Below are 22,384 nucleotides of genomic sequence, written 5' to 3' on the forward strand. Positions count from 1 at the left end.
TATCGTGCACGGATTCGAAACGCGAGCCATCCACGCCGGTCAAGAACCCGATCCACGAACCGGTGCGGTGATTCCACCCATCTACGCAACCAGCACGTACGCCCAGGACGGGGTCGGAGGGCTGCGCGAAGGTTACGAGTACAGCCGCTCGGCCAACCCGACCCGCGTCGCTCTGGAAGAGTGCCTGGCCTCTCTCGAAGGGGGCAGCCGCGGTCTGGCGTTCGCCAGCGGCATGGCCGCCGAAGACACGCTCTTGCGTACGGTCATGGGGCCTGGCGATCACCTGGTCATCCCGGACGACGCATACGGAGGGACGTACCGGCTGGTCAGCCGCGTGGTCGAACGCTGGGGTGTTTCGTGGACGTCAGCACCGGTATCCGACGTCGACGCGGTGCGCGCGGCACTGCGGCCCGAAACGAAGGTCGTGTGGGTCGAGACTCCCACCAATCCGCTGCTGAACATCGCCGATGTGGAGATGCTCGCCGACGCCGCGCACGAGGTGGGCGCACTGCTCGTCGTCGACAACACGTTCGCGACGCCGTACCTCCAGCAGCCGTTGTTCCTGGGTGCCGACGTCGTCGTTCACTCCACGACGAAGTATTGCGGAGGGCATTCCGACGTCGTCGGTGGTGCGCTCGTCGTGGCCGATGACGAGCTGGGTGAACGGCTGGCGTTTCACCAGAACGCGATCGGGGGCGTGGCCGGGCCGTTCGACGCGTGGCTCGTCCTGCGCGGTCTGAAGACGCTGGCCGTGCGGATGGAGAAGCACTGCGACAACGCCGAGCGCGTGGTGACGGCGCTGATGGAGCATCCGCGCGTGGCGGACGTCCTCTATCCGGGGATGCGCACGCATCCGGGCCACCACCTGGCGCGGCAGCAGATGCACCGCTTCGGGGGAATGGTCGCGTTCCGGGTCGCTGGCGGCGAGGAGGCGGCCGTGCAGGTGTGTGATCGCGCTCAGGTCTTCACGCTTGGCGAGTCACTGGGCGGAGTGGAATCGCTCATCGAACACCCCGGACGGATGACGCATGCCAGCGCCGCAGGGAGCCCGCTCGAGGTGCCAGAGGACCTGGTCCGGCTGTCCGTGGGCATCGAGAGCATCGACGACATCCTCATCGACCTCGAGCAGGCGTTGCAGCTTTGACTCGTCAGCCGGTGCCCGCCCAGTCACGGAGCGCGGGAAGCACCTGGGAACCGATCTGTTTGATGGTGCTCGCCGGCTCGGCGCTGGCGACCTGTATCGCGACGTAGTCGGCGCCGACCTCGCTCACCAGTGGCCGATACGCCTCGGCCAGGCCCTCCAGGTCACGAACGACCGTGTACTTGCCCAGAATCTCCTGCCGGTCCATGGCGTCGGCCCGTTCCCGCAACACCATCGGGTCGGCGGTCTCCAGGCGGCCGGGTGCGCGAAGCCCGCGCATCGGGGCGAGTGCCTCCCAGGCTTCGTCGTCGCTGCTCGCCAGGACCACCCACCGGGTGGCCATGATGGTGGTCGAGGCTCCCCGTGCGGCGGCGGCTTCGCGATATGGCCCGATGACGCGTTCGAGCGCGTCCGCCGGGTCTTTCACGCTCGTGATCAAACCTTCGGCGTGCTGGCCGGCGAACGTCGCGGACTTGGGACCGCCAGCGGCCATCCAGACGGGGACGTTGCCGACCGGTGGGCTGTAGAGTTTCGCGGTCTGCGCCCGGTAGTACTCGCCGTCGATGTCGAGCTTTTCGCCGGCGAGCAGCCCGTGGATGATCCGCAGGGCTTCCTCCATGCGGGCGATGCGCTCGCGATAGCCGGGGAACGCGTAGCCGAGCGGAGCCTCGTTGATGGCTTCACCCGTGCCCACGCCCAAGATGAAGCGGCCCCCGGACAGCCGGTCGAGTGTCGCGGCCGCTTGAGCGATCAATCCCGGGTGGTAGCGATACAGCGGGGCGGTGACGCTCGTGGCCAGTTCGACCCGGGACGTCGCCTGAGCGGCGGCGCCGAACCAGCTCCATACGAAGCTCGACGCCGACGCGTCGTCCACCCACGGATGGAAGTGATCCGCACCGGTGACGGCATCGAATCCGGATTGCTCGGCGAGTACGGCGTGATCGAGGAGCACCTCGGGCTGATATGACTCATGACTGCACAACCATGCGAGTTTCACAGGTGCCACACTAATACCCCCGGGGCGATCGAACGGTTGCGTACACGGCGTCGAGGTTGACGCTGGCGTGCTCCGGTGGCTTGATGCGGACTCGCGTTCGTGGTGACAGGATCAGGACTCATGGACGTGACAATGGAGGGGATCGAGTCGGCGGCCACCCTCTTGCACGACGTCGTGCGGCCCACGCCGATCGAGGATTCCCGGTGGCTGGGTGCCAAGGTCGGCGGCTCGGTCTATCTGAAGTGCGAAAACCTGCAACGCGCCGGTTCGTTCAAGATACGCGGTGCCTACGTGCGGATCGCGCGGATGTCGGCGGAGGAACGCCAGAACGGTGTCGTCGCGGCGAGTGCGGGCAATCACGCCCAGGGCGTGGCCCTCGCGGCGAGCATGCTCGACACGCGGGCGACGGTGTTCATGCCGGACGGAGCGCCGATCGTCAAGGAACGAGCCACCCGGGCATACGGGGCCGATGTGCGTTTCGCTGGTACGACGGTGGACGACGCGCTGCTGGCCGCCCGGGCGTTCGCCGCGGAAACCGGCGCCGTGCTGATCCATCCGTTCGATCATCCTGACATCGTGGCAGGGCAGGCCACCGTCGGCATGGAGATTCTCCAGCAATGCCCGGACGTGCGCACCATACTGGTCGGCGCTGGTGGGGGCGGGCTGCTCGCCGGTGTCATGATGGCGGTCCAGCATTCCCGTCCGGACGTGCGTGTCGTCGGGGTCCAGGCAGAAGGCGCAGCAGCATATCCCCCGTCGCTGGGTATGGGCGCGCCCGTCTCGCTGGAGCGGATGTCGACGATGGCGGACGGGATCGCCGTGGGCTGTCCGGGAGATGTGCCCTTCGACATCATCCGGGCGCACCACGGCAGCGTGATCACGGTCAGTGAGGAGGCGCTGTCGCAGGCCCTCGTATCGCTTCTAGAGCGCGCCAAACAGGTGGTGGAGCCGGCCGGCGCCGCGGCGGTGGCGGCGCTACTCGAAGATCCGGGTGTGTACGAACCTCCGGTGGTCGCGGTGCTATCCGGCGGCAACATCGACCCGTTGTTGCTCATGCGGGTCATTCGCCACGGCATGGCCGCCGCGGGACGTTACCTGTCGATCCGGGTGCGGGTGCCCGATGCGCCGGGCGCGCTGGCCAAACTGCTCGGGGAGCTCGCCTCGGTTGATGCGAACGTCCTGGATGTCGTTCATCAGCGCACGAGCGCTTCGTTGCCGGTTGACCAGGTGGAGGTGGCGCTGCATCTCGAGACTCGGGGCCCCGAGCATCGCTCGCGCGTGATCGCGCGGTTGCGTCACACCGGATACCCCTTGTCATTACCTGAAGATTAACTTCTTTTTTCTAAAGCTGAGTTGACAATTATTGAATCCAGGTAGAGGATCGTGGCATGAGTGAAGGTGACGCGACCCGTGAAATCCTGGAGAAGGTCGCGGCCGGCGAGATGGACCCGACGACGGCTGCGCAGCTGCTCGACGAGACCACTGGGGCAGGATCCGAGGAGCAGCCGGCCGTCACCGAGTCTGGCACGCTCGAAGGTGCCACGCTGCCCGCAGCGTCGGAGGTCACGAGAATCACCGTCCGGGCCACGTCTCGCCGGGTCCGGATCGTCGGTGATCCCGGCGTGGCCACCGTCGCGGTGGAGGGGCCACACACCCTTCGCCGTGAGGGGGCCACATTGTTGGTCACCGGCGAGACGGAGATCGTTCGGGCCGACGACGCCTTCACGCTGTTGGTCGGTGGGCGTTGGAGGGAGGTTGCAGATCGGGTTCAACATGGCCTGGCGCGAGATCTGGAACTGAAGGTCCGGGTGCGCCCCGACCTCGCAGTGGGGGTCGAGGTCATCGCAGGTTCGCTGCACGTGGACGGGGCGCGCGCGCTGGACCACGTCCGTGTCACGGCGGGCTCGTGCCGGATCCATGATGTCGAGGGTCCGGTCGACCTTCTGGTGCAGGCCGGGTCCGCGCAGGTTGACATGGTTCAAACGCAAGGCCACTCCTGGTTGCGCTGCGAGTCCGGTTCGTTGCAGCTCACCCTGGAAGAGGGGACGGACGCCGAGGTCCGCTCCGACGTCCAGATGGGCAGGCTCACGCTCGAACCCGAGCGCCGCGGCCGGGATCGGCACGGCGAGATCGTCGTCGGTCTCGGGGGGTCGCAGATTGATGTCGAGGCCGTCATGGGAGCGGTGGTGCTTCGCACGCCGGACCGGGGGGATGCGCGATGACCACGATGCCGCCCTCGCCACGCGCGGGCCGGGAGGCGGAGGGTTATCAACCGCCTCGCGAGTGTCCGGTCTGTGCCAACGTGCTGCACGTCACACGCCTGGGCTGTGAGGCGTGCGGCACCGAGTTGTCCGGCCGATTCACGGGGTGTACTTATTGTTCACTGAGCGCGCAGGATCGAAAAATCCTTCGCGTCTTCCTCACATCACGAGGCAATATGAAGGAGCTTGCCCGCGAACTGGGGGTGAGTTACCCGACGGCCCGTGTCCGGTATTCGGAGCTGCTGGGCCGTCTTGGCATCGAGGAGGCAGACGTCACCGTGTCCGACGCAGAACCTGTCGATCGTGAAGACGTACTGCGGCGGCTGGCGGCTGGTGAGCTCGATCTCGAAGAAGCGACCGAGCTGCTGAGCTGACGCACCGCGCCGGCTTTCGCATCACCGATGCCCGGGGAGAGCCGGCGATGGAGAACCAGCGACATCGGCCGACCATGTCGGTGCCACCTGACACCATGAACAGTCGGTAGCTGGTCGAGATCCGCTGAGGCGATGACGGTGCGAGCGTGGCCGCAGTGTGTTGCCTGGTGGGTCGCAAAGCTGATCTTCGTGAGCGATGTGATGTTGCTCTGATCACGAAAGGAATCGCACATTGAATGCCATTTCTGCCGAAGGGTTGATGAAGACCTTCGGCTCGGGAGAGAAGGCGGTGCGAGCCGTCGACGACGTCGGCCTCACCGTAGCCGAAGGCACCGTGCTGGGGCTGCTGGGTCCCAACGGTGCAGGCAAGACAACCACGGTTCGGATGCTCACCACCTTGCTGGCTCCCGACGGAGGGCGGGCGACTGTGGCCGGGCACGATGTCGTCACGCAACCTCAGGCGGTGCGCGCCAGTATCGGCCTGTCGGGGCAGTTCGCCGCGATCGATGAGAACCTGACCGGGCGAGAAAATCTGTGGATGTTCGGGCGGCTGTACCAGCTGTCGAGCAAGCAGGCCCGGCGCCGATCCGACGAGCTGCTCGAGCAGTTTTCGCTGGCGGAGGCGGCCGATCGGCCTGCCAAGACGTATTCGGGAGGTATGCGTCGCCGGCTCGACCTGGCGGGGAGCTTGCTCATCCACCCGAAGGTGTTGTTCCTCGACGAGCCCACCACGGGGCTCGATCCGGCGAGCCGGATGGAGTTGTGGGACGTGATCCGGGAACGGGTCAGTGGTGGTGCGACCATCATGTTGACCACCCAGTACCTGGAAGAGGCCGACGCACTGGCCGATCGGATCGTGGTGATCGACCACGGGCGCATCATCGCCGAGGGAACCGCCGACGAGCTCAAAGCCAAGGTGGGCGGCGAGCGCATCGAGGTCGTCGTCCATGATCCCGCCGCGCTGTCCACGGCCACGGAGATCTTGCAACGAGGCAGTGCCGGTGAGTGTTCCGTCGACGAGCACACGCGGCGTCTCACGGTGCCGGCGGCGACCGGATCGAAGGGTCTCGTCCAGGTGATCCGTGATCTCGACGCGGCAGAGGTCGAGATCGACGACATCGGGCTGCGACGTCCGACGCTCGACGATGTGTTCTTGCATCTGACAGGACGGTTCGCGGAAGAGGAACCGGCGGCAGAGGCCGTGGCCCAGGGGGTGTCCAGTGGCAACGACTGAACATGCACCGCAGGTAGGAAGTGTCCAGGCGGTGGGCATCCGGCAGGTGCTGAGCGACACTATGATCATCGCGTGGCGGAACATCCGGGGTAGCCTCCGGGTGCCCGACACCCAGATCTACATGTTCATCCAGCCGATCATGTTCGTGCTGCTGTTTGCCTACGTCTTCGGCGGGGCGATTCCGGTCGAGGGCGTCAATTACCGCGAGTTTCTCATGGCCGGAATCTTCGTGCAGACCATGGCATTCGCGGTAGCGCCGGCCAGCGTCGGGTTGTCGGACGACATGCACAAGGGATTGATCGATCGTTTCCGATCCCTGCCCATGGCGCGTTCATCGGTGATCGCCGGACGGGTCGTTTCGGACCTGTGCAGCCAGCTCGTCGTGCTCGTCATCATGATGATCTGCGGTGTGATCGTCGGGTGGGGCGTCCACAACGGCGTCGGCCCGTTCCTCGCTGGCGTGGGGCTGATGTTGCTGTTCGCCTTCGCCATGCTGTGGGTTGGTGCGGTCATCGGGCTGTCGGTGGGCAATCCCCAGGTCGCGGCCTCGGCGGGTCTGATCTGGCTGTTCCCCGTGGTGTTCTTGTCCAACGCGTTCGTGCCACCGGAAACGATGCCGGCCCTGGTGCAGACCATTGCGGAGTGGAATCCGATCAGCTCGATGGTCGCAGGGGCTCGCGAGCTGTTCGGAAACGAGAGCATCATCGTGTCGGATGCGTGGCCGATGCAGAACCCGGTGGCGGCGGCCCTCATCTGGTGCCTGCTCATCACCGTGGTCTTCGCCCCGCTGGCGGTTCGCAAGTACAAGGCCGCAGCGAGCAAGTGACGAAGGCTGGCTCAGGGTTACTGGAGTCGATCCAGGGAACGTGTAGCCGCCAGGGCAAGAAGTGCGGGGCCGGGACGACCATCCCCGGCCCCGCACTTCTCGTTCAGGGAGTGTGCCGGCCGGACCTTCGTCCACGTACCGGCAGGATCTCGGTCTGCTCGAGCAGGTTCGCCCGCGCTCAGCCGTAAGGCTTGGCGCTGATGATCTCGACTGTGACGTCGCGACCATTGGGCGCCTGGTAGGTGACAGTCGCACCCGCTGGCTGGCCGTTGATGGCGGCCCCGAGCGGCGACTGCGGCGAGTACACCTCAAGCTCGACGGAATCGTCGAGCGCGGCCAGCTCCCGGGAACCCAGCAGGAATTGCTCGGGTTCGTCGTCACCGGCGAACTTGATCTCAACGATCATGCCAGGCTCGACGACGCCGTCATCCGACGGTGTCTCGCCGACCTTGGCGCGCTGCAGTAGCTGTTGCAGCTGGTGGATGCGGGCTTCTTGCTTGCCCTGCTCCTCCTTGGCCGCCTGGTAACCGCCGTTTTCCGAGAGATCCCCCTCGGCACGTGCTGCTTCGATCCGCTTGGCGATCTCGCTCCGTGCTGGCCCCATCAGATGCTCCAGCTCTTCCTGGAGACGGTTGTATGCGTCCTGGGTAAGCCAGGCGACATTGTCGCTTCCAGCGGTCACAGCATTGCTCCTTGCCTATCGTGGTAAGACCACACCCGCTGGAGGGTGTGGTCTGGTTCCGACAGCCCAGTTCCCGTCAGGTGGACTTTCGGGAAGAATAGACAACGATATCAACTTAGCTGCCGCATCGGCCATGAACAAAACGGACATATCGCCCAACCCACGGCCCGCGAGCTGGGAGCCTCTCCTATTCGGGGACGGAACATTCCTCTACTTTTGGCGCGATCCCGTCGCCGCGCAACGGTATCTCGGCATCGACGCGTTGCTGCCTGTCGTCGCTCGCGGGGATCTCGAGGGTCAGCTGTCCGACGACGACGAAGCGGCGGTCGACCACAACCAGTTCGCATTCCAACGCGGTGCCGGGTGGGCGGTCGACTTCCACCGTCACCGGCATCCGGTCATCGACGGGATCGTTCCACGAGTGCAGCTCGGCTTGGTACCCATCGCTCTGGAGATCGACGATGAACCAGCTGACCGCTACTGCCAGTAGGGCCCCTGTGGCGGCAAGGATGAGCTGTGTACGTCGCCGCGCACCACGCCCGTTGCTGTGGGTGCGGCCGTCGTCCTGGTGCCCGTATCGGTCGCGCAACCAGTCATGGCCCGCGTCGGCGTCGGATTGAGCTGCCGGGCGGTGCTGGAACGTGGAATCGTCGTGGGTCACAGGGGGTTCCGAATGGTGAGGGCGGTCGGTACGGCACCATTATGTCGTGACCGGTACGTGCTGCTGTAGTGCGGGCATCGAACCGGCACCAACGAGGGGCGAGAGGTGAGCATGGCGGAAACACTCAGGTTGATGCACGTACACGCACACCCGGACGACGAATCGAGCAAGGGTGCGGCGTCGACGGCACGCTATGTTGCCGAAGGGGTCGAGGTTCTCGTCGTGACCTGCACAGGTGGCGAGCGTGGATCGATCCTCAACCCGAACATGGATCGTCCCGACGTCCTGGAGAATATGAGCGAGATTCGGCGGCAGGAGATGGCCGCCGCGCGCGAGATCCTCGGCATCCATCAGGAGTGGCTCGGATTCGTCGATTCCGGCTTTCCGGAAGGTGATCCCCCACCACCGTTGCCCGAGGGATGCTTCGCCCTGCAGCCCGTCGACCAAGCCGCTGCCGGGCTCGTCGCATCCATGCGCCGCTTCCGGCCGCACGTCGTCACGACGTACGACGAGAACGGCGGGTACCCCCATCCGGACCACGTGATGTGTCACAAGGTCACCGTTGCCGCGTTCGACGCAGCGGGCGATCCCGAGGCTTACCCGGAGGCCGGCGAGCCCTGGCAACCGGCGAAGCTGTACTACCACCATGCCTTCCATCGCGAGCGGATCGTCGCGCTGCACGAGGAGATGACACGGCGTGGCCTCGAATCGCCGTACGCGGAGCGGCTCGAGAACTGGGAACCGAACCCCGAGTGGGATCGGCGCATCACTACCCGGGTGGAATGCGCCGAGTACTTTCCCGTGCGTGACAAGGCGCTGCTGGCGCACGCGACACAGATCGATCCCGAGGGGCGCTGGTTCGCGGTTCCCCTGGAGGTCCACCAGAAGGCGTGGCCAACCGAGGATTATGAGCTGGCTCGTAGCTTGATCGAGCCGAGGCTACCGGAAGATGATCTGTTTGCCGGAGTAAGGTGAGTGGCGTGGACGTGATAGAAGCAGTGGGCGCGTTCCGCGACGGCCGGAGCGGTGAGTGGGGCGGTATACCCGTCAACGCCGGTCCGGCGACGTTCTGGCTTGTCGTGGCGCTCCTGCTCACCCTGATCGTGCTGTATCGGGGCATGCGCAAGCACCTGCGGCGGGTGAACTTCGACGAGTCGGGCACCGGCGCTCGGGCGGCCGAGCCGGGTACCCATCGTGACCGATCCGGCTCTGAGGGCATCGGCGAAAACGGCGCATCGGGCACCGTGGGAGACGAGCCTCGTCGTGGGGGCACCGACGGCCCACGCTGACGGATCAGGCGGACTGGACGCAGCGGAAGCCGATATTGCCGGCCGAGCTGTCGGGCGTGTTGGAGCTGCGCGCGTCGACGCGATACCGGAAGCAGTAGCTGTGGTGACACATGTACGAGCCGCCACGCATGGACTTGCGGCCGGTCCGGCCCGGTCCGGCAGGGTCGACACGTGGCGCGTCGCGATGCCAGGTGGGATCGAACCAATCCAGGCACCATTCCCAGACGTTGCCGGTCATGTTGTGCAGGCCGTATCCGTTGGGCTCGTAGGCATGCGCCGGCGCGGTGCCCACGTAGCCGTCTTCGGCGGTGTTGTTATCCGGGAAGTTGCCTTGCCACACGTTCATGCGATGGTGACCACCGGGCTCGCGCTCGTCGCCCCAGGGGTAGCGGCGCCGTTCCAGGCCGCCGCGGGCCGCGTACTCCCATTCTGCTTCCGTGGGTAGCCGTTTGCCCGCCCATTTCGCGTAGGATCGGGCGTCACGCCAGGTCACATGGGTGACTGGATGGTCCCAGCGGTCCTCGATGCCGGAACCTGGCCCCTCCGGGTGACGCCAGGTGGCGCCCGGGACTTCATGCCACCAGGGCGCTTCAGGTACCGGTTGGGTTCCATCGACATTCTCGGGAAGGAAACCGGAGAATACGAATGAGGTGCCGAGCCGTTCGGCGACGGTGATCCAGCCGGTGGCCTCGACGAAGGCGGCGAACTGGGCGTTGGTGACGGTGGTGGCGTCGATCCAGAACGGGCTGACCGTTACCTCGCGGGCGGGTCCCTCGCCGTCCGCCGGGTAGCCGTCGTCGGCGTCTGTACCCATGATGAACGTGCCGCCTGGCAGGTGAACCATGGGGCTCGCGTCAAGCGCGTTCGTGATGCCAGTGGCAGCAGCCGGGTGAGGGACCGGATCGTCGTCGATGTCCGAGGTGCTGCCAGCTCGGCTGGCTCCACAGCACGGGGAGTGTTCGCTCATGCTCCGTCCTCTTCTCGCTGATCACCTGCCATTCGCGGGCAGATCTCGCCAGGTCCGCCCGACGATGTCGGCGGATACGCCTACGATACGTACCATGCGCATGCCAGGTACTGCCGCGGTCGAGACGCTGGTCGCGGTACGCAGGGCTCGTGATCTCATCGATCGCAGTTATGCGGAGCGGCTCGACCTCGACCAGATTGCGAATGCGGCTGGCTATTCGCGCTACCACTTCACGCGCGCGTTCCGGGCGGCGTATGGCGAGACACCAGGTCAGTACCTCTCGCGCCGGCGGATCGAGCGTGCTCAAGACCTCCTTCGCTCGGTCAACCTCACGGTGACCGAGGTGTGCCACCTCGTCGGGTTCGCGAGTTTGGGCTCGTTCAGCAGCCTTTTTACCAAGCTCTCCGGTATGCCGCCGTCGGAGTTTCAGCGCCGGGCACGGGCATCCGGTCCGCCGCCGATCCCCGGGTGTTACCTGCTCGCCGGGGGTGGTCCTGCGCAGCGAACGGCTGCCACGCATCCGGAGGTAAGTGGCCGACCGGAAACCAGTGGTGAACCAGCTGGAGAAGCGACATTCCAGCGGGGAGATGACCAACCGGGCGCCGAGGTAAGACAGCACACCTGGAGAAGCTCGTCCAGGCCAGGCGTGGCTAGCGTTGACTTCGACTTGCGCGAGTCCGTCAAAATGACCATCCCTTCGGGTGAGGAGTAGAAATGATCACAAAGCTCGGTGTCGCGAGCGTGTATGTGCACGATTATGACGAGGCGAAGGCGTTCTTCGTCGACAAGCTCGGATTCGAGGTCCGCCATGACGTGGAGCTGGACGACGGTTTTCGCTGGCTGACTGTCGGGCCACCGGCACAGCCCACGTTCCAGTTCGCGCTCACCGTTCCCGGACCACCGATGCACGACGACGAGACGGCCACGATGTTGCGGACGCTGATGGCCAAGGGTGTGCTCAGTGGTGGGGCGTGGAACACCGACGACTGTGCCAAGACGTATGCCGAATACTCGGCTCGTGGTGTGGAGTTCCTGCAAGAACCCACGACGCGTCCCTATGGAGTTGAGGCGGTCTTCCGTGACGTTTCGGGAAACTGGTACAGCCTCAACGAGGTCAACGAGACCGCCTTCGACCAGGAGGCGATGTCTCAGGCTTTCGGTGATGCCGGGACCGGCTGATCCGTCGAAACTCGGCTGGGTTCCGGCCGCCAGAATTGACGTCGATACCCGACGCGCCGTTGTCGCGAATTTCGCGTTTGGCGGCGCGTCCGGGTATCGACGTCAATTTTTGATCACCGGCCTAGGGTCACCCCATATAGGAGATCGTTTGCTGCTCGGGGGTCAGGCGGACGGTATTCGGGGGAACGAGGTACGGCGGGTAGCGTGGGCTGGTAGGGATTGACCATGCCGTTCGACATGCCCGCCGACACGCGAAGAAGGATTTGGGTGAATCGCCTCAGCCACGCATCGAGTCCCTATTTACTCCAGCACCGGGATAATCCGGTCGATTGGTGGGAATGGGGTGACGAGGCATTCGCCGAAGCCGAACGGCGAGATGTCCCCGTCCTTCTGAGTGTCGGATATGCGGCATGTCATTGGTGCCACGTGATGGCGCACGAATCGTTCGAGGACGAAGCCGTCGCCGCGTACATGAACGAGAATTTCGTCTCGGTGAAGGTCGACCGCGAGGAACGCCCCGACGTCGACGCCGTCTACATGGAAGCGGTGCAAGCGCTCACCGGCCATGGTGGCTGGCCGATGACGGTGTTTCTCACGCCTGACGGAAAGCCGTTCTATGCCGGCACGTACTACCCGCCACAGCCGTATCACGGGATGCCGTCGTTCCGGCAGGTGCTGGAGGCCGTGGCCGGGGCCTGGCAGGACCGGCGGGGCGAGGTCGACGATGCCGCTCAGGAGATCGCCTCCCGGCTCGCCGGCCCGCGCATCGAGGCCGCCGGAGTGGCACCGTCCGCGGAGCGTCTCGCGATGGGCGTGCAGCGGCTGGCGTCGACATTCGATCACGAGCACGGCGGCTTCGGTTCGGCTCCCAAGTTTCCACCGTCCATGGTCCTGGAATTCCTGCTACGCCACCACGCACGCACCGGTGACGAGAATGCGCTGTCGATGGCCCAGGTGACGGGCGAGCGCATGGCTCGCGGCGGCATCTACGATCAGCTCGGCGGCGGATTCGCGCGATACAGCGTCGACCATGCGTGGGTGGTTCCGCACTTCGAGAAGATGCTGTACGACAACGCCCTCCTCCTCCGGGCCTATACACACCTGTGGCGGGCCACGGGATCGGAGCTCGCCGGGCGCGTCGTGCGGGAGACGGCCGAGTTCATGATTCGCGACCTGCGCACCCCGGAAGGTGCGTTCGCGAGCGCCCTCGACGCCGACTCGCCGGACCCGGAGGATGGTCACCCCGCCGAGGGCGCCGCCTACGTCTGGACCCCGGCTCAAATGTCTCAGGTGCTCGACGCCGACGATGCCGCCTGGGCGATGGAACTGTTCGGGGTGACGGAGAGCGGGACGTTCGAGCGTGGCGCGTCGACCCTGCAGTTAGCGGCCGACCCCGACGACTGGGAACGCTGGGCGCGTGTGCGGCGCGAGCTGCATGCAGCTCGCGAGAAGCGGCCGCAGCCAGAACGCGACGACAAGATCGTGTCGGCGTGGAACGGCCTGGCCGTTGCCGCCCTGGCCGAGGCTGGAGCGTTGCTCGACGAGCCGTCGTGGATCGAGGCCGCCGTCGACTGCGCTGACGTGCTGGTCCGGCTGCATCTCGACGACCGCGGGCGGATGCGGCGGGTCTCCCGCGACGGCACGGCCGGTGCGGCCGACGGCGTGCTCGACGACTACGGTGACGTGGCCGAGGGCTTCCTGACCCTTCTCGCCGTCACTGGCGAGCCGGCATGGCTGGCGCTGTCCGAGCAGCTGCTCGAGGTGGTCCTCACCCGGTTCGCCGACGGCGCCGGCGGTTTCTTCGACACCGCCGACGACGCCACCGATGTCCGGTTGGCCGGTGTCCGCCGCCCCCAGGACCCGACCGACAACGCCGTGCCGTCGGGGTGGTCGGCGGCGGCTGGCGCCCTGCTGACGTTCTCCGCCTACACCGGTTCGGCACGACACCGCGAGGCGGCGGAGGCGGCACTGGGCGTGTACGACGCGCTGGCCGCGCAAGCGCCGCGGTTCGCCGGCTGGGGAATGTCCGTCGCCGAAGCGTGGCACGCCGGGCCGATCGAGGTTGCCGTGGTCGGTGACCCGGCGGATGATCGCACCCGCGTACTGCACCACGCGGCGCTGCGGCACCCGTCCCCGGGAGCGGCGGTGACCGTCGGCGACACGAACGAAGTGGAGGCGGCGGCCGTGCCGCTGCTACGCGATCGCCCGCTCGTCGATGACGCGCCGGCCGCCTACGTCTGCCGGCAATTCACGTGCCTGCGTCCCACCAACGATCCCGGCGAGCTGGCCAGCCAGATGTCGACCAGCTGACCGGCGACCCTCAGGTCGATACGCGCGAGCCGCGCGGGATGATGGAGTCGGCAGCGTGCCCGCATGCCGTTGCTGGCAGCGGTGGGCTGGCCCGCACACGTACGAGTCGACGGCGACGACGCCATGATCGAGGAGACGAGCGCAAGCGATGAGTGACGTCACGAACACCACCGAGAACGGATACCGCATCGAGCACGACACGATGGGCGAGGTGCGGGTGCCGGCGGCGGCCAAGTACCGCGCGCAGACCCAGCGGGCCGTGGAGAACTTCCCGGTATCCGGCACCCGCATCGAAACGTCGCTGGTGCATGCCCTGGCGTCGATCAAGGGGGTGGCGGCGAGTGTCAACGCCGAGCTCGGTGCGCTCGATCCGGATATCGCCACGGCGATCCACGACGCCGCCAACGACGTCGCCGGCGGACAGTACGACGACGAGTTCCCCATCGACGTCTTCCAGACCGGCTCTGGCACGTCGAGCAACATGAACACCAACGAGGTGCTCGCGACGCTCGCAACGGAGCGTCTCGGCGCGCCGGTCCACCCGAACGATCATGTCAACGCGTCCCAATCCAGCAACGACGTCTTCCCGTCGGCCATCCACGTGGCCGCCACCCGAGCCGTCGTGCGTGATCTCCTTCCCGCGCTGCGGCACCTGCACGGGGCGCTCGCGGCCAAGGCCGACGAGTTCGCCTCCGTCGTCAAGAGCGGACGCACCCACCTCATGGATGCCACTCCGGTCACGCTCGGCCAGGAGTTCGGAGGCTACGCCGCCCAGGTGGCCAACGGCATCGAGCGGCTGGAGGCGACGCTGCCGCGCGTCGCCGAGCTTCCCCTGGGCGGGACGGCCGTGGGAACGGGGATCAACACCCCGCCCAGTTTCGCCTCGGAGGTGATCAGCAGGCTCGCTGCGGACTCCGGCCTCCCGTTCACCGAGGCGCGGAACCATTTCGAAGCGCAAGGCGCCCGGGACGGCCTGGTCGAGCTTTCTGGCCAGTTGCGCACCGTCGCGGTGTCGCTCACCAAGATCTCGAACGACGTCCGCTGGATGGGGTCGGGGCCACGTACCGGTCTCGCCGAGCTCGCCCTCCCGGATCTGCAACCGGGCTCGTCCATCATGCCGGGCAAGGTCAACCCGGTGATCCCCGAGGCGCTGTGCATGGTGTGCGCGCAGGTGGTGGGCAACGACTCGGCCGTCACCTTCGCCGGCTCGTCCGGCAATTTCGAGCTGAACGTCATGCTGCCCGTGATCGCGCGCAACCTGCTGGAGTCCATCCGGCTGCTGACCAACATCAGCCGGCTTTTCGCCGACCGCTGCGTGGCCGGGCTGGCGGCCAACGAGGAACGCTGCCGCGAGTACGCGGAGTCGTCGCCGTCGGTGGTGACCCCGCTCAACCGGTATATCGGCTACGAGGAGGCGGCCAAGGTGGCCAAGCAGTCCCTCGCCGAGCGCAAGACGATCCGCGAGGTGGTGGTCGAACGCGGCTACATCGAGCAGGGCAAGCTCACCGAGGCCCAGCTCGACGAGGCCCTCGACGTGCTGCGCATGACGTACCCCTGAACAGCCGTTTGTTGGTCAATCGTGATCGAGTGCCAGTGCGGGCGGCGATAGAAACCCGTACTCGCACTCGATCAAGTGAGGCGCGAGGGTGACGGGGCGCGAGGGCGAACGCGGTCAGGCCGTGTTGCGGGCTGTCGGTCTTCGCAAGACATTCCGCGACACGCTGGTCTTCGAGAACTTCCACCTGGAGGTCAGCGGTGGCGGTCTGGTGGCGCTGGTTGGTCCGAATGGCGCGGGGAAGTCGACGTTGCTCGAATGTCTCGCTGGGGCCATGCCTCTGGACGCGGGATCGATCACGATTGTTGGTGAGGTTTCTGATCCGTCGTCGGCATCTCACTGGAGATCGGTCTACGGTGTTCTCGACGATTTCACCTGGCTTCCAGATCTCACCGTCGCCGACCATATGATGCTGATGTCGCCCGAGCGTGATGCGGATGCGGTGCACCGTGCGCTGGAGTCGTTCGGTGTTGCTGGAATACGGGACCGGATGCCCGAGTCGTTGAGCTCTGGTCAGCGTCAGCGCGCCGCACTCGCGACGGTTCACGTGCGACCCTGGCATGTCCTTTTGCTCGACGAACCAGAAAACCATCTCGACAGCGAAGGGTTCGAAACGCTTGTTCGCGAGCTAGAGCAAGCGGCGGAACCGAGGCGCTGCATAGTGCTGTCGAGTCACTCGTCGGTGCTCGTCGAGCGGCTGGGGTGTCCGGTCATCACCATGGCGGCGCCGGGCTGAGCATGAAGTCGCGATCGTGGGGAAGCCTGTACGAGCTGGCCCTCGCGGTCGCTCTTGCCGCCATGCTTTTGTACGCGGTGGGAAACAGTGCGGTGCCGGACATTCTCGCCGAGGCCGAGAGACGAGGACATCCGCCGGGATGGGTCTCAGCGTCCCTGCTGTTCTTCGTGCTGGGGCTATGGTCCGGAGGTTGGTATTTTGCCGGGCCACTGGCGGTGTCGGCCGGTCGATTGCAATGGCTGGCGTGGCGCCGGCACCCGTCCAGGTGGCTGCGGCGCGAGGCCGTCAAGGTCCTCGTGGTCGGTGCACTTCTTGCCGCCGTCATCGCCGTATTGGCCGGCCTGGCGTCGGCTGCCATCGGATCATCGTCTGTCGTTCCGTCGCTCGTGACCTGGACTGTGCTCGTGCTCCTGGTGATGGTCACCATTTACGTCCAACGTCGTGACCTCGACGGGATCGCACGGCTCGTGCCGATCACGCTCGGCGCGGTCGGTGTTGTCATCGCGACGGGCGTGGCGTGGAACGCTCTGGTCGCTGCGATCATCGGGTGTGGCCTGATGGTGAGCGTGGCCGCGGCACGGCCGAGGACGCTGTTGTCAACCGGCGTCAGGTCCGAGCTGACACCTCGGTGGCAACTCCAGCGCGGTGCCAGAAACAGGTGGTCCGTGGGGGCCGGAGTCACGCTGATGGACGGCGAGATCGTCCGAATCGTGCGGCAGCGTGACGCAAAGGTGATCCGGAGACTGCTTCCGGAATCGGTGTACCGAGCCTCATGGCCGGTCAACCTGGCAATCGCGGTGCTCATCCGCAGCTTTCCGGCTGTCGCGATCGGCATTGCCCTGGCGCTGCCGTTGATCTTTGCCGTCCACGAGATCCTCGGCCTCGTGCCGGCCATGCTCGTTGGCGTATTCCTGGAGTTCTTCGTCACGCTCTCGACGTCTCGGAGTGCCGAGACGTGGCTCGCTTCGAGGGCCTTGCCACGAACCTGGGCCGTCAGCGGAATCGGAACCTCGATTGCGCTCGTCGTTCCGAGCCTGGCGGTCTGCCTGGCGATTGCCATGGTCATGATGCTCGGTTTTTCATTGTCACCGCTCGTGACGCTGGTTCTCGTCGTTCTGCCGGTCGGCATCATCATGCGGCGCCATGCGGCACCCGACGCGGGAACGAGCGTCACGGTCGCGTCCACGCCGATGGGAGCCGTCTCGCTCCAAGCGGTCAACAAGGCCATAGCTGGCCCGGATGTCGTGCTGCTCAGCCTCGTTCTCGTGAGCTGGCTGACGTAGCCCGCGATTACCAGGTTGATTCCCCGACGGGCTACTGCATTGCGTTCTGCTCAAGCATCTCGGTCACCAGGGCGGCGATCGGGGAACGCTCGGAACGCGACAGCGTGATGTGGGCGAACAGCGGGTGTCCCTTGAGCTTCTCCACGACCGCCACGATGCCGTCGTAGCGTCCGACCCGGAGATTGTCCCGCTGGCCGACGTCGTGTGTGAGGACGACACGGGAGTTGCTGCCCACCCGGGAGAGCACGGTCAGAAGGACGTTGCGCTCCAGTGACTGTGCCTCGTCGACGATGACGAAGGAGTCGTGCAACGACCTGCCCCGAATGTGGGTGAGCGGCAGCACCTCGAACATGTCGCGTGCGAGGAGCTCGTCGACGACATCCGGTGTGGTCAACGCTCCGAGGGTATCGTAGACGGCCTGGGCCCACGGGCTCATCTTCTCGGACTCGCTGCCCGGCAGGTAGCCGAGATCTTGCCCGCCGACGGCGTACAGCGGGCGGAAGACCGTGACCTTCTTGTACTGTCCCCGTTCGAGGACGGCTTCCAGGCCCGCACACAGTGCGAGGGCGGACTTGCCGGTACCGGCCCGTCCACCGAGCGACACGATTCCGATCTCCTCGTCGAGCAGGAGATCGAGCGCGATGCGTTGCTCGGCGGAGCGGCCATGAAGTCCGAAGACCTCACGGTCACCGCGAACCAGCCGGACCGACTTGTCCGGCGCGACCCGGCCAAGTGCGCTTCCCCGCTCGCTGTGCAGCACGAGACCCGTGTGGCAGGGCAGCTCGCGTGCCTCCTCGATATCGGCGTTGCCATCCTGGTAGAGCGGGTTGACGAGCGAGCTGGGCACTTCGAGTTCGGCCATGCCGGTCCAGCCGGACTCGACGACCGTTTCGGCACGGTACTCGTCTGCCGTCAGTCCCACTGCTGAGGCCTTGACCCGCATCGGAAGATCCTTGGAGACCAGCACGACGGAACGTCCGTCGCGGGAGAGGCTCAAGGCAACCGCGAGGATGCGGGAATCGTTGTCACCGAGACGGAAGCCGGGCGGCAACACTTCCGGATCGCTGTGATTGAGCTCGACGCGCACCGTTCCGCCGGCGTCGCCGACGGGCACGGCATCGTCGAGGCGGCTGTGCTCGATCCGCAGATCGTCGAGCAGCCGCAGGGCACTGCGGGCGAAGTAGCCCAGCTCGGAGTGGTGCCGTTTACCTTCGAGTTCGGTGATGACGACGATCGGCAGAACCACTTCGTGCTCGGCGAAGCGCAGCGGAGCGAATGGATCTGCCAGGAGCACGCTGGTGTCGAGCACGTACGTCGTGCGGTCTGCCGGATCGGGGGTCGGGAGATGCCCTTGAGTCTGAGTGCTGGAAGCGGTCACGTCCGTCTCCCTCGCGCGCCTGAGTGCACCCCTCTCAGGCGTCCCTTCTCGCTGTGAGGGCCGGGACCGGGCCCGAAGGGCCGGGTGCCGGCCCTCCCTTCGCGCCGTAGTGTCAGCACGTTGGACGGGCCTCCCGGACGACCGGCTTCCCGACCGGCCGCTACCCCCTAATGTACAGCGTGGTGCCTTTCACACGCCCGGACACGCCCGGATGACGGAGTGAACAAGACGTGACGGTCTCGTGTGCTCCGGGATACGTTGAGGTGGCTCGTTGCGTCGTGATTACCGGCCGAACCGGCGCTCCCGCTCGGCATACGAACGCAAGGCGCGCAGGAAGTCGACGAGCCGGAAGTCGGGCCACAGTGCTTCGCAGAAGTAGTACTCGGAATTGGCGCTCTGCCAGAGCAAGAAGCCCGATTGGCGTTGTTCACCACTCGCGCGGATGACCAGGTCCGGATCCGGCTGGCCCTTCGTGTACAGGTGCCGCGCGATGTCCTCGGCCGTCACCGTGCCGGCCAGTTCCTCCAGCGAGCCGCCCCGGTCGGCCTGTTCGAGCAGCAGGGCGCGGACGGCGTCGGCGATCTCCTGGCGCCCCCCGTAGCCGACGGCGACGTTGATGTGCATGCCGTCGATCTCACGCGTGGCATCCGCGGCCTCCTTCAACACGGTTGCGGTCCGGTCGGGAAGCAAGTCGAGAGCACCGACCGGATGCACGCGCCAGCGGGCGGCGGCCGCGAGGTCCTGGATCAGGTTCTCGATGATCCCGAGCAGCGGGACGAGCTCGTCCTCGGAACGCCGGAGGTTGTCGGTGGACAGCAGGAAAAGGGTGACGACGCGGATATCGAGTTCGTCACACCACCGCAGGAACTCCTGCGCCCGTTCGGCGCCGGCTTGATGGCCGCTGGCCGTCGGAGCCCCGAACGCGCGGGCCCACCGGCGATTTCCGTCGAGCATGACGGCAACGTGTCCGGGTAGCCGCGCCGACTCGAGCTGGTGTCGCAGGCGACGTTCGTATAGTCGATAGACGACGTGCAACAGTCTCGTGCCCACGTACCCTCCTGACAGGTCGAGCGGCTGCCGGGTGCCCTCTCACCGACCGAAGACTACCCCCATGGCCGCTCTCGACCATGATCCGTCCTGACGTTCCGGACAGATGGGACGCTCGGGCCCCGGCTATGGTTTACCGTGGCACCATGTCGACCGACACGCAGCTACGCGATGCATTGTCGGCGGTCCGGCCGAGGCTGCGGGGCTGGCTGCATGTCGCCACCTTTCCCGTCGCGGTTGTGGCGGGGTTGATGCTGGTGGTGCTGGCGCCGTCGACGGCGGTGCGGATCAGCGCCGCCGTCTACACTCTCACCGCCGCGATGTTGTTCGGTATCAGTGCTGCCTACCATCGGGGGCGGTGGTCGCCGCGGGTACGAGCGACGTTGCGGAGGCTGGACCACGCGAACATCTTCCTCATCATCGCCGGCACGTATACGCCGTTCACCTTGCTCGTGTTGCCGACCGAGCAGGCGCGTATCCTGCTGACGCTGGTCTGGATCGGTGCCCTGCTCGGGGTGGGATTCCGGGTGTTCTGGCTCGGCGCACCCCGGTGGCTCTACATCCCCATCTACGTCGTACTCGGCTGGGCGGCGGTGTTCTGGCTGCCGCAGTTCGCGTCACACGGTGGCGCGGCAGTGGTCACGTTGATCATCGTCGGTGGATTGATGTATACGGCGGGCGCGTTGATCTACGGCCTCAAGAAGCCGAATCCGTGGCCCCGGTGGTTCGGCTTCCACGAGATATTCCACGCGTTCACGGTGGCCGGCTTCGCCAGCCACCACGTCGGGATCTGGCTCGCCGCGTTCAGTATCGGGTCCGTGGCCACGACCTGATCATTTGATCGCCCTACGGCTGCGATGGGTACGGGGCGTGTCGGAGGAACCGTGGTGTGGTGCGATACGTCACACCAGCATGAGTGTTCGCCGGTCATTCCTTGCCGCACTCGGTGCGACGTCGTTGGCGCTGCTGGCAGCATGCGGTGACGACGATTCGTCGACCGTCGTCACCGATGATGCCGTCGACGACGGCGGTCCCGGCCTGACCGGACCCGCGGCGAGCGATCTCGTCGTCTCGTGCGGACCCGTCGAGTTCGGCGACATCCCGGCCGACACCTCGTCGCTGCCGGCACTCGGTGAACGCACGAGCGAGATCGATCTCGCGTCGATCGAGGGTGAACGCGAGTTGTTCGAGGTCCACGACTGGTCGATCGCGTCCGAGAGCGACGACGAGCTGGAGCTCTTCGGAACGGCGCACGACGCACCACCGGATGGGCCGAACCATGCCTACGCGACATTGGAGCGAGCGGACAGCGGCTGGGTCCCCCGTTCCTGGGGGCAGTGCGGCCTCGAGGTGGATGCGCCAGGGTGGGGGCACGCGCGATTCGTCCTGGATCCGGGCACCGAGCCGGACGCTGCGTCGTCGACGGTCTCGCTCCGGGCGTGGGAAGTGGACTGCGCGAACGGACAAGCGCCAGATGACAGAGCCGTGGAGCCCGTGATTCTCGACGATGACGACACCGTTTCGGTGGTGATCCTCGTCGAACCGGTACAGGAAGGCGCGGAATGTCCTGGAAATCCGAGCTTCTCTGTCGAGCTCGAGCTCGACGAGCCGCTCGGAGAACGCGCGGTGTATGACGCGAGTGTCGATCCTGCCCAGGAGCGTTCCTGGCCGCCGAGTGAGTCGAGCCTCGAGTCGCAGGGCCGGCGGTGACGGGGCCGCTGCCCTAGCCGGGCCGTCCTGGATGCCGGGCGAGATAGACGTGGTACTCCACATCTCGTTCCTGGCGCCGTACCGTGCGCACGAGCTCGGCGACGTCGCCGATCGTGTCGGCCAGCGTGCTGGCCAGTGCGTCCGACGGCGCGGCCGACCAGATCGCCAGCATGCCTTCCCCGGCGAGGGCACGCGCCGCCGTGGACAGCGTTGCTGGTTCGTAGACGTGCGCGTTCGACTCGTGGACGAGGAAACCTGGCCCGTTGTCCACGTCGAGCAGGATGGCGTCGTAGGAGTCCGGGAGAGCCTCCGCGAGTACGTCTCGCACGTCGGCAATGCGGATCTCGACGCGGGCATCCGCGAGGGTGGTGTCGGCACCCGGCACCAGCCCGGCTCGCAGCCACTCCACGAGCAATGGCTCGAGCTCGACGACGTCGACGTGCTCGACGCGCGGGTCATCGAGCAGTGCCCGGACCGTGAACCCGAGGCCGAGCCCGCCGATGAGGATCCGGCGCGGGGCCGGATGCTGGTCGAGCACGGCCTCGGCGAGCAGGCGTTCGGTCGATGTCTCCGCGGTGTCCATGAGGAACGCGCCGTTGACGATGAGTTCATGTATCTCACCCGGGCCGGTGTTGCGTCGCCGCAGCACGATCTCGCCGCCGACGCCATCGCCACGGGCAAGGGTTTCTGGTGATTCGTCCACACCAGACAGGCTATGTGAATACAGGCTCTTGGCTACTGGATTGACTTGGCG

23 protein-coding genes are annotated in these 22,384 nt (G+C 66.3%); 16 read left to right on the top strand and 7 right to left on the bottom strand.

All coding sequences use genetic code 11. The annotated features are described in order from the left end of the window. Window position 1: 1 nt before the first annotated feature. A complete protein-coding gene (locus DPM12_RS15760; protein WP_112259291.1) occupies window positions 2-1,144 on the top strand; it encodes a cystathionine gamma-synthase in 1,143 nt (380 codons plus the stop codon). A 4-nt stretch (window positions 1,145-1,148) separates the two neighbouring features. Here the strand turns inward: DPM12_RS15760 and DPM12_RS15765 are convergent, their stop codons facing one another. Continuing rightward, window positions 1,149-2,138 (bottom strand): LLM class flavin-dependent oxidoreductase, encoded by a 990-nt coding sequence (locus tag DPM12_RS15765; protein ID WP_112259292.1) that lies wholly within the window; start codon window positions 2,136-2,138, stop codon window positions 1,149-1,151. A 120-nt stretch (window positions 2,139-2,258) separates the two neighbouring features. On the opposite strand from DPM12_RS15765, the gene ilvA reads away from it, so the two are divergent. From ilvA to DPM12_RS15790, 5 genes are all read left to right on the top strand, one after another. Beyond that, complete coding sequence (ilvA, locus tag DPM12_RS15770; protein WP_112259293.1) at window positions 2,259-3,470, top strand: threonine ammonia-lyase; 1,212 nt, start codon at window positions 2,259-2,261, stop codon at window positions 3,468-3,470. Window positions 3,471-3,526: 56 nt separating this feature from the next. Then, entirely contained in the window at window positions 3,527-4,360 is an 834-nt protein-coding gene (locus tag DPM12_RS15775) for a hypothetical protein (RefSeq protein ID WP_112259294.1), read from the top strand. 5 nt (window positions 4,361-4,365) lie between these two features. Then, window positions 4,366-4,773, top strand: coding sequence for a DUF2089 domain-containing protein (locus DPM12_RS15780; protein WP_112259328.1), 408 nt, complete (start codon window positions 4,366-4,368; stop codon window positions 4,771-4,773). Window positions 4,774-5,032: 259 nt separating this feature from the next. After that, a complete protein-coding gene (locus DPM12_RS15785) occupies window positions 5,033-6,007 on the top strand; it encodes an ATP-binding cassette domain-containing protein (RefSeq protein WP_112259295.1) in 975 nt (324 codons plus the stop codon). After that, window positions 5,994-6,833 (top strand): ABC transporter permease, encoded by an 840-nt coding sequence (locus DPM12_RS15790; protein ID WP_211659038.1) that lies wholly within the window; start codon window positions 5,994-5,996, stop codon window positions 6,831-6,833. The genes DPM12_RS15785 and DPM12_RS15790 overlap by 14 nt, the downstream gene beginning before the upstream one ends. A gap of 178 nt (window positions 6,834-7,011) precedes the next feature. Here DPM12_RS15790 and greA read toward each other — a convergent pair whose 3' ends face one another. Both greA and DPM12_RS15800 read right to left on the bottom strand, forming a co-directional pair. Next, complete coding sequence (greA, locus tag DPM12_RS15795; RefSeq protein ID WP_112259296.1) at window positions 7,012-7,515, bottom strand: transcription elongation factor GreA; 504 nt, start codon at window positions 7,513-7,515, stop codon at window positions 7,012-7,014. A gap of 187 nt (window positions 7,516-7,702) precedes the next feature. Then, a complete protein-coding gene (locus DPM12_RS15800) occupies window positions 7,703-8,176 on the bottom strand; it encodes a DUF4307 domain-containing protein (protein ID WP_112259297.1) in 474 nt (157 codons plus the stop codon). 111 nt (window positions 8,177-8,287) lie between these two features. On the opposite strand from DPM12_RS15800, the gene mca reads away from it, so the two are divergent. Both mca and DPM12_RS15810 read left to right on the top strand, forming a co-directional pair. Beyond that, entirely contained in the window at window positions 8,288-9,151 is an 864-nt protein-coding gene (gene mca, locus DPM12_RS15805) for a mycothiol conjugate amidase Mca (protein ID WP_112259330.1), read from the top strand. Between the two features lie 5 nt (window positions 9,152-9,156). Continuing rightward, on the top strand, window positions 9,157-9,465 hold the full coding sequence (locus tag DPM12_RS15810; RefSeq protein ID WP_123788563.1) for a hypothetical protein: 309 nt from the start codon (window positions 9,157-9,159) through the stop codon (window positions 9,463-9,465). A 4-nt stretch (window positions 9,466-9,469) separates the two neighbouring features. On the opposite strand, the gene DPM12_RS15815 is transcribed toward DPM12_RS15810, so the two are convergent. Continuing rightward, entirely contained in the window at window positions 9,470-10,432 is a 963-nt protein-coding gene (locus DPM12_RS15815; protein ID WP_112259299.1) for a formylglycine-generating enzyme family protein, read from the bottom strand. Between the two features lie 94 nt (window positions 10,433-10,526). Between DPM12_RS15815 and DPM12_RS24520 the strand changes: the two genes are divergently transcribed. The 6 genes from DPM12_RS24520 to DPM12_RS15845 all read left to right on the top strand — a co-directional run bounded on the left by DPM12_RS24520 (window position 10,527) and on the right by DPM12_RS15845 (window position 17,495). Beyond that, window positions 10,527-11,144, top strand: coding sequence for a helix-turn-helix domain-containing protein (locus tag DPM12_RS24520; protein WP_211659039.1), 618 nt, complete (start codon window positions 10,527-10,529; stop codon window positions 11,142-11,144). A gap of 2 nt (window positions 11,145-11,146) precedes the next feature. Further along, window positions 11,147-11,611, top strand: coding sequence for a VOC family protein (locus DPM12_RS15825; RefSeq protein WP_112259300.1), 465 nt, complete (start codon window positions 11,147-11,149; stop codon window positions 11,609-11,611). A 237-nt stretch (window positions 11,612-11,848) separates the two neighbouring features. Further along, entirely contained in the window at window positions 11,849-13,921 is a 2,073-nt protein-coding gene (locus tag DPM12_RS15830) for a thioredoxin domain-containing protein (RefSeq protein WP_112259332.1), read from the top strand. A gap of 148 nt (window positions 13,922-14,069) precedes the next feature. Beyond that, on the top strand, window positions 14,070-15,479 hold the full coding sequence (locus DPM12_RS15835) for a class II fumarate hydratase (RefSeq protein WP_112259301.1): 1,410 nt from the start codon (window positions 14,070-14,072) through the stop codon (window positions 15,477-15,479). A gap of 88 nt (window positions 15,480-15,567) precedes the next feature. Further along, window positions 15,568-16,212: an ABC transporter ATP-binding protein gene (locus DPM12_RS15840; protein ID WP_112259302.1), complete on the top strand. Its 645-nt coding sequence runs from the start codon at window positions 15,568-15,570 to the stop codon at window positions 16,210-16,212. A gap of 2 nt (window positions 16,213-16,214) precedes the next feature. Beyond that, a complete protein-coding gene (locus DPM12_RS15845; RefSeq protein ID WP_123788562.1) occupies window positions 16,215-17,495 on the top strand; it encodes a hypothetical protein in 1,281 nt (426 codons plus the stop codon). A 31-nt stretch (window positions 17,496-17,526) separates the two neighbouring features. On the opposite strand, the gene phoH2 is transcribed toward DPM12_RS15845, so the two are convergent. Both phoH2 and DPM12_RS15855 read right to left on the bottom strand, forming a co-directional pair. Further along, window positions 17,527-18,804 (bottom strand): RNA 5'-3' helicase PhoH2, encoded by a 1,278-nt coding sequence (gene phoH2 / locus DPM12_RS15850; protein WP_112259304.1) that lies wholly within the window; start codon window positions 18,802-18,804, stop codon window positions 17,527-17,529. 351 nt (window positions 18,805-19,155) lie between these two features. After that, window positions 19,156-19,923 carry an isoprenyl transferase gene (locus DPM12_RS15855; RefSeq protein WP_112259305.1) on the bottom strand — a complete coding sequence of 256 codons (768 nt, stop codon included), beginning with the start codon at window positions 19,921-19,923 and terminating at the stop codon, window positions 19,156-19,158. A 143-nt stretch (window positions 19,924-20,066) separates the two neighbouring features. Here DPM12_RS15855 and trhA point away from each other — a divergent pair, with 143 nt between their 5' ends. Then, window positions 20,067-20,753 carry a PAQR family membrane homeostasis protein TrhA gene (gene trhA, locus DPM12_RS15860; protein ID WP_211659042.1) on the top strand — a complete coding sequence of 229 codons (687 nt, stop codon included), beginning with the start codon at window positions 20,067-20,069 and terminating at the stop codon, window positions 20,751-20,753. A gap of 79 nt (window positions 20,754-20,832) precedes the next feature. Then, complete coding sequence (locus tag DPM12_RS15865; protein ID WP_112259307.1) at window positions 20,833-21,630, top strand: hypothetical protein; 798 nt, start codon at window positions 20,833-20,835, stop codon at window positions 21,628-21,630. A gap of 13 nt (window positions 21,631-21,643) precedes the next feature. On the opposite strand, the gene DPM12_RS15870 is transcribed toward DPM12_RS15865, so the two are convergent. Next, a complete protein-coding gene (locus tag DPM12_RS15870; protein WP_112259308.1) occupies window positions 21,644-22,333 on the bottom strand; it encodes a spermidine synthase in 690 nt (229 codons plus the stop codon). Between the last annotated feature and the right edge of the window lie 51 nt (window positions 22,334-22,384).

Origin of the sequence: Phytoactinopolyspora halophila, from assembly GCF_003287285.1 — a bacterium.
Taxonomy (GTDB): Bacteria; Actinomycetota; Actinomycetes; order Jiangellales; family Jiangellaceae; genus Phytoactinopolyspora_A; species Phytoactinopolyspora_A halophila.